9 protein-coding genes are annotated in these 12,356 nt (G+C 63.1%); 5 read left to right on the plus strand and 4 right to left on the minus strand.

Annotation, left to right across the window (positions count from 1 at the left end):
* Positions 1–37 precede the first annotated feature (37 nt).
* The gene (locus tag HX807_RS30590) at positions 38–424 is read right to left on the minus strand and encodes a MarR family winged helix-turn-helix transcriptional regulator (protein WP_003207888.1); all 387 of its coding nucleotides are present in this window, start codon (positions 422–424) and stop codon (positions 38–40) included.
* A gap of 309 nt (positions 425–733) precedes the next feature.
* Here HX807_RS30590 and HX807_RS30595 point away from each other — a divergent pair, with 309 nt between their 5' ends.
* The 4 genes from HX807_RS30595 (at position 734) to yghU (ending at position 7,492) form a co-directional block, all read left to right on the plus strand.
* A complete protein-coding gene (locus HX807_RS30595; protein ID WP_177052094.1) occupies positions 734–3,922 on the plus strand; it encodes an efflux RND transporter permease subunit in 3,189 nt (1,062 codons plus the stop codon).
* Between the two features lies 1 nt (position 3,923).
* Positions 3,924–5,105, plus strand: coding sequence for an efflux RND transporter periplasmic adaptor subunit (locus HX807_RS30600; RefSeq protein ID WP_177052096.1), 1,182 nt, complete (start codon positions 3,924–3,926; stop codon positions 5,103–5,105).
* Positions 5,098–6,525, plus strand: coding sequence for an efflux transporter outer membrane subunit (locus tag HX807_RS30605; protein ID WP_003207893.1), 1,428 nt, complete (start codon positions 5,098–5,100; stop codon positions 6,523–6,525). The genes HX807_RS30600 and HX807_RS30605 overlap by 8 nt, the downstream gene beginning before the upstream one ends.
* A 133-nt stretch (positions 6,526–6,658) precedes the next feature.
* Positions 6,659–7,492 carry a glutathione-dependent disulfide-bond oxidoreductase gene (yghU, locus tag HX807_RS30610; RefSeq protein ID WP_177052098.1) on the plus strand — a complete coding sequence of 278 codons (834 nt, stop codon included), beginning with the start codon at positions 6,659–6,661 and terminating at the stop codon, positions 7,490–7,492.
* Between the two features lie 101 nt (positions 7,493–7,593).
* Here the strand turns inward: yghU and HX807_RS30615 are convergent, their stop codons facing one another.
* From HX807_RS30615 to HX807_RS30625, 3 genes are all read right to left on the minus strand, one after another.
* Complete coding sequence (locus HX807_RS30615; RefSeq protein ID WP_177052100.1) at positions 7,594–8,889, minus strand: cation:dicarboxylate symporter family transporter; 1,296 nt, start codon at positions 8,887–8,889, stop codon at positions 7,594–7,596.
* A gap of 91 nt (positions 8,890–8,980) precedes the next feature.
* Positions 8,981–10,189, minus strand: a complete 1,209-nt coding sequence (locus tag HX807_RS30620) for a pyridoxal phosphate-dependent aminotransferase (RefSeq protein ID WP_177052102.1) — start codon at positions 10,187–10,189, stop codon at positions 8,981–8,983.
* Positions 10,190–10,200: 11 nt separating this feature from the next.
* Positions 10,201–10,866 carry an RraA family protein gene (locus HX807_RS30625; RefSeq protein ID WP_003207901.1) on the minus strand — a complete coding sequence of 222 codons (666 nt, stop codon included), beginning with the start codon at positions 10,864–10,866 and terminating at the stop codon, positions 10,201–10,203.
* A 117-nt stretch (positions 10,867–10,983) separates the two neighbouring features.
* Here HX807_RS30625 and HX807_RS30630 point away from each other — a divergent pair, with 117 nt between their 5' ends.
* Positions 10,984–11,880: a LysR family transcriptional regulator gene (locus HX807_RS30630; protein WP_008433274.1), complete on the plus strand. Its 897-nt coding sequence runs from the start codon at positions 10,984–10,986 to the stop codon at positions 11,878–11,880.
* The last annotated feature ends 476 nt before the right edge of the window (positions 11,881–12,356 follow it).

Here is a 12,356-nt window from a genome sequence, read left to right on the forward strand (position 1 = left end):
CCAATACAAGCCATCACCCAAATAACGGATATGCCCCCTAACCCAACAACGCCCGAGCAAACTCATCAGACGCAATAAAGTCCATGGCCTTGCGCAACTCGCAAGCCGCCTCAGCCCCAAACACCTCATCAAACCGCACCGCCATCTGCCTGGACACCACCCGCGCCTCTTCGTATTTACGCTGCCCCGCGTCGGTCAACAGCACCCGCCGGCTGCGGCGGTCCAACTCATCCACCCGCAACACCACCAGCCCATCCCGCACCAGCGGCTTGAGCGTATGCCCCAGGGCCGACAAATCCATCACCAACGACTGCGCCAGGTCGCGCATCTTCGGAGCGTCCCCATTGGCGATGTGGTTCATCAGCGAATACTGGGTGGCCTTCAGACCAAACGGCGCAAACGCCTCGTCATAGATCTGCGCCATACGACGGGACGCGCGCCGCACGGCTCCGTTGGAACAGGTGCTCGGGCTATTCAGGACAGGCGGTGCGCATTTCACAGGCTGATCACTCGCTACAGATCAAGGGTTAACCGAACGTTAATCCGGCAAGATGAATATTGACACATGCTGCAACAAATTAGTTGCGTATGCCACTAAACGCTATATCGTGGCATATGCCTCTATTTTGACCGGATGTCAGTGCAGTTGGCCCGGAACACAGACGGGCGGGGCAGGAGGGAAGCGCTGTTCGGTACCTCCTTCAGTCATCAACTTCCTGTCTGGATCACATCTATGCTCAACCTCGTGCGCATCGCATTGCGGCGCCCCTATACCTTCCTGGTATTGGCTATTTTCATTCTGATTGTGGGCCCGCTCGCGGCCTGGCGTACACCGACCGACATCTTCCCCGAAATTCGCATCCCCGTGATTGCCGTGATCTGGCAGTACACCGGCTTGCCGCCCGACCAGATGGCCGGCCGCATTACCTCGCCGTTCGAGCGGGTGCTGACCACCACGGTCAACGACATCCGCCATATCGAGGCGCAATCGCTGAACGGCTACGGCATCGTCAAGGTGTTCTTCCAGCCGGGAGTCAACATCAGTACGGCCAACGCGCAGATGACTTCGGTGTCCCAGGCCATCCTGCGTCAACTGCCGCCGGGCACCACGCCGCCGCTGATCCTCAACTACAGCGCCTCGACAGTGCCGATCGTGCAGTTGGCGTTGTCCGGCAAAGGCCTCAGCGAACAGAAACTCGGTGACCTGGGCCTCAACACCGTGCGCCTGATGCTGACCACGGTGCCCGGTGCCGCACTGCCATACCCGTTCGGCGGCAAGACCCGCCAGGTGCAGATCGACCTCGACTCCGCACGCATGCAGGCCCGTGGTCTCTCGGCGCAGGACGTGGCCACTGCCCTGGCCACGCAGAACCTGATCACCCCGGTGGGCACGCAAAAGATCGGCAGCTACGAGTTCAACCTGCAACTGAACAACTCGCCGACGGACTTCCACGACCTGGAAAACCTGCCGATCAAGACCGCCGACGGCACCACGGTGTTGATCCGTGACGTGGCCACGGTGCGTGACGGCAACCCGCCGCAGACCAACATCGTGCATGTCAACGGCAACCGCTCCGTGCTGCTGCCGGTGCTCAAGACCGGTTCGGCGTCGACCCTCGGGGTGATCGCCGGGATCAAGGACAAACTGGCCGACAACAAAGGCGCCTTGCCGCCCAACCTGAATATCGACCTGATCGGCGACCAGTCGCTGTTCGTGCGCTCGGCCATCAGCGGCGTCGCCCGGGAAGGGATCATTGCCGCCGCGTTGACCAGCCTGATGATCCTGCTGTTCCTCGGCAGTTGGCGCTCCACGGTGATCATCGCCACGTCGATCCCGCTGGCCATCCTGTCGTCGATTGCCACGCTGTCGGCGCTCGGCGAAACCCTCAACATCATGACCCTCGGCGGCCTGGCATTGGCCGTGGGGATCCTGGTGGATGACGCTACGGTGACCATCGAAAACATCAACTGGCACCTGGAACAGGGCAAGCCGGTGGAGACGGCGATCCTCGACGGCGCGGCGCAGATCGTCACGCCGGCGTTCGTGTCGCTGCTGTGTATCTGCATCGTGTTTGTGCCGATGTTTTTCCTGGAAGGCGTGGCGCGCTTCCTGTTTGTGCCGATGGCCGAAGCGGTGATCTTCGCGATGATCGCCTCGTTCATCCTCTCGCGAACCCTGGTGCCGACCCTCGCCAATTACCTGCTCAAGCCTCACGAACATCATGCGGACGGTACGCCGGTGGTGGCGCCGTCGAGCAACCCGCTGGTGAAATTCCAGCGCGGGTTCGAGCGCCAGTTCGAGGCGTTTCGCGGGGTTTACCACGGGGCACTGGAGAGTGCCTTGCACCACCGCCGTATCGCGGTGATCGCGATGCTGGCGTTCGTCGCCGTGTCGTTTGCGCTGGTGCCATTCCTGGGTCGCAACTTCTTCCCCGACGTCGACTCCGGGCAGATCCTGTTGCATGTGCGTGCACCGATCGGCACGCGGGTCGAGAGCAATGCGCGGCTGGTCTCGCAGATCGAGAACACCATTCATAACGTGATCGAGCCCCGGGAGCTGGCGGCCATCGTCGACAATATCGGCCTGGCCATCAGCGGGATCAACGTGGCCTACAACAACACCGGCACCGTGGGTTCACAGGACAGCGACATCCAGATCAGCCTGAAAGAAGGCCATCGTCCCACCGCCGAATACATGCGCGAACTGCGGGAGCGGCTGCCCCGTGAATTCCCGAATGCGGTGTTCTCGTTCCCGGCTTCGGACATCGTCGGGCAGATTCTCAACTTCGGTTCTTCGGCGCCGGTGGATGTGCAAGTCAGCGGGAATAACCTGCCCGCCAACTTCACCTACGCCAGCACGTTGCTGCGGGAAATCCGGCGGGTGCCGGGTGTGGTGGATGCGCGTATCCAGCAGTCGCGGCAACTGCCCACGTTCAAGATCGATGTGGACCGTACCCAGGCCCAACTGGTGGGCCTGAACGAGCGCGATGTGACCAACAGCCTGGTGGTCAACCTGGCGGGTTCCAGCCAGGTGGCGCCGACGTTCTGGCTCAACCCGGCCAACGGCGTGTCTTATCCGATTGTGATGCAAACCCCGCAGTACGGCCTCGACACCCTGGCCGCCCTGCATAACCTGCCGTTGAGCGGCAGCCCCGGTTCGGCGCAAGACCAGACCCTCGGCGGCCTGGCGTCCATCGAACGCAGCCACGCGAACTCGGTGGTGACCCAGTCGGACATCCAGCCGGTGGTCGAGGTGTTGACCGCAATTCAGGGCCGCGACCTCGGTGCCGTTGCCGCCGACATCCGGAAGATCATCGCCGCCCACGCCAGCGAAGTGCCCACCGGCTCCAAGGTGCTGTTGCAGGGTCAGGTGCAAACCATGAACGCGGCCTTCAGTGGCTTGCTGTTTGGCCTGCTTGGCGCGGTGGTGCTGATCTACCTGCTGATCGTGGTCAACTTCCAGTCCTGGGCTGACCCGTTCGTGATCATCACCGCCTTGCCGGCGGCGCTCGCGGGCATCGTGTGGATGCTGTTCATCACCCACACGCCGCTGTCGGTACCGGCGCTGACCGGGGCGATCATGTGCATGGGCGTGGCCACCGCCAACGCCATCCTCGTGGTGAGCTTCTGCCGCGAACGCCTGGCCGTGCACGGGGATGCGGTGCAGGCGGCGCTTGAAGCCGGCTTTACCCGTCTGCGCCCGGTATTGATGACCGCGATTTCGATGATCATCGGCATGGCGCCGATGGCGCTGAGCCTGGGGGAGGGCGGCGAACAGAACGCCCCGCTGGGCCGTGCGGTCATCGGCGGGCTGGCCTTCGCCACCATTGCCACGTTGTTCCTGGTTCCGCTGATTTTCAGTCTTGTGCACGGGCGGCGTCAGCACGCCACGCTTGCGACCACCGCCACTCAAGGGGTTTGACATGTCTGCTTCCGTTTCCAATCCGGGTTCGCCCCGCCGTAAATCCCGTGGTCTGCTCTGGCTGGTGCTGGGGCTGGTGGTCCTGGTTGCCGTGGTGGTATTCGGCATCGGTGTGCGCGCCAGCGAATCCCATGACCTGAAAACCTGGACCGATGCCCAGGCGTTGCCCAGCGTGATCCTGATCACCCCGAGCGTGCAGCCCCAGGGTCCGATCCTGAACCTGCCGGGGCGTCTTGAGGCGTATTCGCGGGCGTCGATCTTTGCCCGGGTCAATGGCTACCTCAAGACCTGGAACGTCGACATCGGCGACCACGTGAAGGCCGGGCAACTGCTGGCCGAAATCGACACGCCGGAGCTCGATCAGCAACTGCTGCAAGCCAAGGCCGTGCTGGCTTCGGCCCAGGCCGACGAGTCGCTGGCACAGACCACCGCCAAGCGCTGGCAGGCGATGCTTTCGTCGGACTCGGTGTCGCGCCAGGACGTGGATGAGCGCACCGGCGACCTGACTGCCAAGCAGGCCAAAGTGGTCGCGGCCAAGGCCAACGTCGACCAGTTGGTTGCCACCAAGGGCTTCCAGCGCTTGACTGCGCCGTTCGCCGGCGTGGTCACTGCACGCTCCACCGATGTGGGGGCGCTGATCAGTGCCGGTGGTGCCACTGGCAAAGAGCTGTTCGCGGTCTCTGACGTCAGCCGCCTGCGGGTGTATGTGCAGGTGCCGCAGTCGTCGGCGCCGCAGATCCAGGTGGGCACCGTGGCACGTCTGAGCGTGCCGGAGTACCGCGGTGAAACCTTCAACGCCAAGGTGATCGCCACTGCCGATGCGGTGAACGCCGCGTCCGGCAGCACCCTGGTGCAACTGTTGGTGGAGAACCCCGGCAGCCGCCTGTTGCCGGGCGGCTACACCAGCGTGCAGTTCACCTTGCCGGTGCAGACCGACGTGCTGCGCCTGCCTGCCAGCGCCCTGGTGTTCGATGACAAGGGCATGCGCGTGGCCACCCTCGACGCGAATAATCATGTGCACTTCAAGACCGTGACCATCGCCCGGGACTTCGGTGACAGCGTGGAAATCGGCAGCGGCCTGGTCGCCACCGACCGCGTGATCGACACCCCGCCCGACGGCCTGGCCGACGACGATTCGGTGCAGCTGGCCGCCAATCCCGTGGAGGCCAAACCCCATGGCTAAGCGCACTTGCCTGGTATTGGTCGCGACCCTGGGCCTCGGTGCCTGCCACCTTGCGCCACCGCTGGACGTGCCGGAGGTACCCATTGCCGCGCAGTTCCATACCCAGGGACCGTGGACCGTCGGCACGCCGAACGACCAAGCAAGTCGCGACGGTTGGTGGCACATCTACAAGGACCCGCAACTGGACGCGATGGAGCAGCAGTTGCTACAAAGCAACCCGGACTTGAGCGCGGCACTGGCTCACTATTCCCAGGCCCAGGCGTTTTTGGCCCAGGCGCAATCCGGGCTGTTTCCAAAGCTGATCGGTTCCAGCAATGCCCAGCGCATTCGCCAGTCGGACACCCGGCCACTGCGCTCGGCCAGCCCGCCGAATGTTTACGATTCCGGGACAGTGGGGGTAGAGCTGGACTATGAAGTCGACCTCTGGGGCCGTGTGCGCGACACCGTTGCCGCCGGCACCAGCGACGCCCAGGCCGCCAAGGCCGACCTGGCTTCGGTGCGTCTGAGCTTGCAGGCGCAATTGGCCGACAGCTACATCCGCCTGCGTGGCATCGACCGGCAAGACCAGTTGCTGCAGGAAACCAGCGATGCCTATGCCAAGGCCCTGAGCCTGACCGAAGGCTTGCACGGCGGCGGTATCGTCTCCGGGCTGGACGTGGCGCGGGCGCGTACCCAACTGTCGACGGTCAAGTCGCAGCTGAGCCAGAATTTGGTGCAGCGTGCAGTGCTTGAACACTCGATAGCGGCGATGCTGGGTGAGTCCGCATCGACCTACGCGATTGCCCCCAGCGTCGCGGATATCGCCTTGCCCGGCGTGCCCACCGGTGTACCGTCTACGCTGTTGCAGCGTCGGCCGGACATCGCCGCTGCCGAGCGTCGGATTGCCTCGGCCAATGCGCGCATAGGGGTGGCGAAAGCCGCCTGGTTCCCGGCCCTTACCCTGAGTGCCCAGGGTGGTTTCCAGAGTGATGAATTCGCGCACTTGTTGAGCGCGCCCAACATTTTCTGGGCGATTGGCCCGTCGCTGGTGGGGACGATTTTTGACGGCGGCGCGCGCCAGGCCGGGGTGGACAGTGCCAAGGCGGCAACCGATGAAGCCGCGGCCAAGTATCGTGGTGTAGTGTTGACCGCGTTCGAGCAGGTGGAGAACAACCTCTCGATCATCTCCGGGCTCGACACCGCCCTGGTTGACCAGCGCGATGCGGCGGCAGCCGCGCAGTACGCCGAGGACTTGTCCCTGGCACGCTATCGCCAGGGTGGCGCGGCGTACCTGGACGTGGTGACGGCGCAGGTAGCGTCGTTGCAGGCACAGCGCACGGTGCTGGATCTGCAGACTCAACAGTTAAGCGCCAACGTAGGGCTGATCAAGGCACTGGGTGGCGGTTGGAATATGGCCCAACTGGCCCAAAAGAACCTGTAGGAGCGAGCGTGCTCGCGAAGGTCGTCGACCACACCGCGGGCATCCTGAAAGAACACGGCGCCCTCGAGTTTTTCGCGAGCAAGCTCGCTCCTGCCGTTAGTTGTTGTGAACATTGAATCCAAGGAGTAGTGGCATGACTGATTACGTACCGCCAAAAGTCTGGACCTGGAAGACCCAAAACGGCGGCACCTTCGCCAGCATCAACCGGCCCATTGCCGGCGCGACCCACGACAAGGAATTGCCGGTAGGCCGTCATCCGTTGCAGCTGTATTCGTTGGCAACGCCCAATGGCCAGAAGGTCACGATCCTGCTGGAAGAGCTGCTGGCCCTGGGTCACAAGGGTGCCGAATACGATGCGTGGTTGATCAAGATCGGTGACGGCGACCAGTTCGGCAGCGGCTTCGTCGGCGTGAACCCGAACTCGAAGATTCCCGCGCTGCTGGACCGCAGCGGGCCCAAGCCGATTCGGGTGTTCGAGTCGGGTGCGATCCTGCAGTACCTGGCCGAGAAGTTCGGCGCGTTCCTGCCCACCGAACCGACGGCCCGTGCCGAATGCCTGTCGTGGTTGTTCTGGCAGATGGGCAGCGCGCCGTACCTGGGCGGTGGTTTCGGGCATTTCTATGCCTACGCGCCGACCAAGATCGAGTACGCCATCGACCGCTTCGCCATGGAAACCAAGCGCCAACTGGACGTACTGGACAAGCAATTGGCCGAGCACGAATACATCGCCGGGGATGAGTACACCATCGCCGACATGGCGATCTGGCCGTGGTACGGCGGCCTGGTGAAAGGCCGCTTGTATGAGGCGGGGGAGTTTCTCTCGGTGCAGGATTACAAGCACGTCGTGCGCTGGGCCAATGCCATCGAAGCGCGGCCGGCGGTGCAGCGTGGGCGCCGGGTCAACCGCGTGTCGGGCGAGCCGTCAGAGCAACTGCGCGAGCGGCATGAGGCGTCGGACCTCGACTGACCCACCACACCCACCCTTGTGGCGAGGGAGCTTGCTCCCGCTGGGCTGCGCAGCAGCCCCAAAACCTGCGCCCACTTTCTACCTGAAAGAACGCGGGCTGCTTATTGGGGCCGCTTCGCGGCCCAGCGGGAGCAAGCTCCCTCGCCACAGGTTTCAGCGGTGCCTTCACGGCGTTCCCACTTGGCAATCACCAGCGGTGCCAGGGCATTGCCCAGCACGTTCAACGCGGTGGTCGGCATTTCCATCAGGCGATACACCCCGGCGATGAAGGCGATGCCCTCCAACGGCAAGCCCGCACTCGCCAGGGTCGCCGACAGAATCACGAACATGAACCCCGGCACCCCGGCCGCGCCCTTGGATGTCAGCACCATGGTCACCACCAGCAGGGCCTGGTCGCCAAGGCTCAGGTCGATGCCATACAGCTGCGCCACAAACAGCGTGCCGATCCCCAGGAACAGCGACGCACCGTCCAGGTTGAACGAATACCCCACCGGCACCACAAAGCTCACCAGTGAAGGCGGCACGCCGTAGGTTTCGAGTTTCTTCATCAGTTGCGGCATCACCGCCGCCGAACTGGCGGTGGAGAACGCCAGAATCAGTTCGTCCTTGATATGTCGCATCAACGCAAACAGGTTGATCCCGCACAGCCGCGCCACCAGGTTGAGCACCACCAGCACGAAGAATGCAATCGACACGTAGCTGACCAGGATCAGCTTGGCCAACGGCAACAGCGAGCTGAAACCGAAGTTGGCCACGGTCACCGCGATCATCCCGAACACGCCGATGGGCGAATAGGCCATGATCATCGACGTGACCTTGAACATCGCCTCCGACACCCCGCGCAGCAGGGCAATCACCGGGTCCTTGCGCTCGGCCGGCAAGCGCGAAACCCCGAGGCCAAACATCACCGCGAAGAACAGCACCGACAGCAGGCTGCCCTGGGCCATGGCGTTGATGACGTTGTCCGGAATGATCCCGACAATGATCTGCCCCAGGCTGTGGCCGCCGCCGGCGCTGCTGGTGGGCAAGGTCACGGCACTCGCTTGCAGGCTGGCCAGTTCGGTGCCGGCGCCCGGCTGGAGCAGGTTGCCCATCACCAGCCCGACGATGATCGCCAAGGTGGTGATGCAGAAGAAATAGCCCAGGGACTTGGCCCCGATGCGTCCCAGGGATTTACCGTCACCGTGCCCGGCAATGCCCACCACCATGCAGGCAAACACGATGGGCACGACGATCATCTTCATCAGCTTGATAAAGATATCGCCCGCCGGTTGCAGCAGGTTGTCCACCAGCCACGGCCGGGATTCGGGAAAACGGTGCAGCAGGGCGCCGATGGCGATGCCGGCGAGCAAGCCGATCAGGATTTGCCAGACCAGCGCGATGCGGGGCTTGTGCATGGGAATGCCTCATTTATATCAATGATTATGAGTGTTGTTCTAGGCAGTCAATGAGCGGCCATCCCTGGCCGCCGGGTGGGGCGGGAATCCGTCAGCGCAATCGATGGCACGCTTCATTCAGGCGACGGCAACCTTCTTCAATCACGTCAAGCGAGCTGGCGAAAGACAGGCGGATATACGGCGACATGCCGTACGCCGCGCCGCTTACGGTGGCCAGGCCGTGTTCCCGCAGCAGGTGCTCGGCCAGTTGGGTGTCACTGTCGATCCGCTCGCCCTGGGCGGTGGTCTTGCCCATCAGCCCGGCGACGTTGGCGAACACGTAGAACGCGCCATCCGGTGGCGTGAAGCTCACGCCGGGAATGTCTTCGAGCAGGCCCAGCATGCGTTCGCGGCGTTGCTGGTACACCTCGCGCATCCCGGCGATGGGCGCCTGGTCGCCGGCGAAGGCGGCCACTGCGGCAGCCTGGCTGAGGGAACTGGGGCAGGTGGTGGTTTGCGAAAGCAGCTTGGCAATGGCCGCGATCAGCCAGGCCGGGCCGGCACCGAAACCCAGGCGCCAGCCGGTCATGGCGTAGCCCTTGGAGGCGCCGTTGACGATCAGCGTGCGCGGCTTCAGGTCCGGTGCGAGTCGGGTCAGGGAAACGTGGCGGGCATCGTCGTAGACGAAGTGCTCGTAGATCTCGTCCGCCATGATCAGCACATGGGGATGGCGCCGCAGCACCGCGGCCAGGGCCAGCAGTTCGGCCTCGTTGTACACCGCGCCGCTGGGGTTGTTCGGGCTGTTGAGGATCACCCATTTGCTGCGCGGGGTGATCGCTTGTTCCAGGGCCTGGGGCGACAGTTTGAACCCCAGTGACTCGTCGCCGGGAATGATCACCGGCGTCGCGTCATTCAGCCGTGCGATGTCCGGGTACGACACCCAATACGGCGTGTGCACGATGACTTCGTCGCCGCGATTCAGGGTCGCCGCCAGGGCGTGATAAATGATGTGCTTGCCACCGCACCCGGCAATCACTTCGTCCAGCCCATAGTCCAGCTGGTTATCGCGCTTGAGCTTGAGGCAGATCGCCTGGCGCAGGGCGAGGGTGCCGCTGGTGGCGGTGTAGTGGGTGTCGCCACTGTGCATCGCGGCGCTGGCTGCTTCGAGGATATGCGCGGGTGTATCGAAGTCCGGCTCGCCCACGGTGAAGTTGACGATGTCCCGGCCCTGGGCGCGCAGTTCGCTGACCAGTGCATTGGCGGCGATGCTCGGGGAGGGCGCGATGCCCAGCACCCGGTCGGACAGAAAGGCAGTGCTCATGATGACTCCCCTCAGCCTGCCAGGCCGGCCTGTTGCAACACCTTGTCGATCCAGCTCTGGCGCACCGCACCGCTGGCAATTTCGGCTTTGACTTGCTCTTCATGGGCCGCATGTTGCGCCGCCTTGCGCAGTACTTCGGCGGCGTCGGCCTGGGAGAAGGCGACCAGGCCGTCTTCGTCACCCACCAGCACATCCCCCGGGTTGATCAGCATGCCGCCGATGGACACCGGCACATTCACCTCGCCCGGGCCGGTCTTGTAGGGGCCGCAATGCACCACGCTGCGGGCGTAGCAAGGGGTGTCCTCGAAGCTCGCGACATCGCGAATCGCCCCGTCAATCACAAACCCCACGCAGCCGCGTTGCTGGGCGTAGAGCTTGACCAGTTCGCCGATCACCGCGTTGTTGGTGTCGCCCTGGGCGTCCACCACCAGCACGTGGCCCGGCTCCAGCATGCTCAAGGCCTTGTAGATCAGCAGGTTGTCGCCGGGGCGGGTTTTCACCGTGAGCGCGGTGCCCACCAGCTTGCCGGTGCGGTTGTAGCGGTTCAGCCCACGGGCGCCGATGTGCCGGCCGAGGTTGTCGCTGATGTGCGGGGTGACCACGTGAGTGAAGGCTTCAAGCACTTCGGCGCAAGCCAGAGGTGGGTTGGGGAGGATGCGGGAACCGGGCAAGGACATGGCTGTAACTCCGATTGATCTTATGGGTCTGTGGCTAGATCTTAGGAGTGATGAACATACAGTTTTAGCGATATTTTATTATCTGATAGGATCGATTTTTCTCATGGGAGGTGGCCGATGATCACGTTCAAGCAAATCGACGCGTTGTACTGGATTGCCGAGCTGGGCAGTTTCGAGGCCGCGGCGAACAAGCTGAACATGTCGCAGTCGGCGATTTCCAAGCGCATCCAGGAGTTGGAAGAAACCTTCGATGTGGAGATTTTCGACCGCAGCAAACGCAATGCGCGGTTGACGGAAAAGGGCGCCGAGTTGCTCGACTACGCCAAGGACCTGCTGGAGCGTCGTGACTACATGCTGGAGCGGGTCAGCACCCGTGAAGTGCTGGTGCGCAGGTTTCGCCTGGGGGTGACGGAATTGACGGCTTTCACCTGGTTGCCGGCGCTGGTGGAGGCGTTGCGCGAGGCCTATCCCAAGGTGCAGATCGAGCCGTCGGTGGAGTTGAGCAGTGAGCTGTTTCGCAAGCTGGAGAGTGATGAGCTGGACCTGGTGATCGTGCCTGATGCCTACAGTGATTCGCGCTTCCTGAGTACGCCGCTGGGCAGTGTGGAAAACGCCTGGATGTGCGCACCGGGGTTGGTCAGCGAGGCTGATCCGGTGGGGCTTGAGGCATTGGCCGGGTATACGGTGTTGACCCAGGGTTCGCACTCGGGGACGGGGCTGATTTATGAGCGCTGGTTGGCAGCGCATGCTGTGCAGATGCCGCGCAAGTTGACCAGTCATAACCTGTTGGTGCAGGTCGGGCTGGCGCTGTCGGGGGTGGGGGTGAGTTATTTGCCCAAGGGGTGTTTGTCGCATTTGATCGAGCGCGGGGAGCTGCGCGCGCTGGTGACGGAACCGGCGCTACCGAGGGTCGGGTATGTGGCGTTGCATCGCGGGGATCGGCAGTTTGGCTTGAACCAGAATGTGGCGCAGTTGGCGGTGCAGTGTTGTGATTTTTCGCGGTTGTTGTTTTGAGTGTATATCCGTTATTTAGGTAACGGCTACTTAGGGTTCCGCTCTTACAGCGGGTCACTTTTGAAAAGCGCAAAAGTAACCAAAACGCTCTGCCCCGCCTGTCGGCACCTCGCCTAGGCTCGGTGTTCCCTCACTCCGGCATTGCTCCGCGGGCCGCCGCGACGGGCCATCCATGGCCCGGCGCGGCTAAACCGGCGTCCTGCCGGTTTACCCGCTCCGCAATACCTGCGTTCGGCCTCGGGCTTATTGGGGCAGTCAGATCAAAATCAGATCAAAAGCAAAAGCACAGCGGCCTACAGGCCGGCTTGAGTGTTAAAAGCAAAGGCAAGATCCAGAGCGAAAACAGATCTGCTTTTCTGTGGGAGCGGGCTTGCTCGCGAAAAACCTGAGAGCGCCGCGTTCATCCAGAATGCCCGCGTCATCGTTAACGACCTTCGCGAGCAAGCCCGCTCCCACATTTGGACCGTGCCCGCTTT

Origin of the sequence: Pseudomonas sp. D8002 (assembly GCF_013385695.1) — a bacterium.
Lineage (GTDB): Bacteria > Pseudomonadota > Gammaproteobacteria > Pseudomonadales > Pseudomonadaceae > Aquipseudomonas.

What these genes read in the sequence shown, in the direction of transcription:
- HX807_RS30590 (WP_003207888.1), bottom strand. Translation starts at nt 424, where the DNA reads ATGGCGCAGATCTATGACGAGGCGTTTGCGCCGTTTGGTCTGAAGGCC.
- HX807_RS30595 (WP_177052094.1), top strand. Translation starts at nt 734, where the DNA reads ATGCTCAACCTCGTGCGCATCGCATTGCGGCGCCCCTATACCTTCCTG.
- HX807_RS30600 (WP_177052096.1), top strand. Translation starts at nt 3,924, where the DNA reads ATGTCTGCTTCCGTTTCCAATCCGGGTTCGCCCCGCCGTAAATCCCGT.
- HX807_RS30605 (WP_003207893.1), top strand. Translation starts at nt 5,098, where the DNA reads ATGGCTAAGCGCACTTGCCTGGTATTGGTCGCGACCCTGGGCCTCGGT.
- yghU (WP_177052098.1), top strand. Translation starts at nt 6,659, where the DNA reads ATGACTGATTACGTACCGCCAAAAGTCTGGACCTGGAAGACCCAAAAC.
- HX807_RS30615 (WP_177052100.1), bottom strand. Translation starts at nt 8,889, where the DNA reads ATGCACAAGCCCCGCATCGCGCTGGTCTGGCAAATCCTGATCGGCTTG.
- HX807_RS30620 (WP_177052102.1), bottom strand. Translation starts at nt 10,189, where the DNA reads ATGAGCACTGCCTTTCTGTCCGACCGGGTGCTGGGCATCGCGCCCTCC.
- HX807_RS30625 (WP_003207901.1), bottom strand. Translation starts at nt 10,866, where the DNA reads ATGTCCTTGCCCGGTTCCCGCATCCTCCCCAACCCACCTCTGGCTTGC.
- HX807_RS30630 (WP_008433274.1), top strand. Translation starts at nt 10,984, where the DNA reads ATGATCACGTTCAAGCAAATCGACGCGTTGTACTGGATTGCCGAGCTG.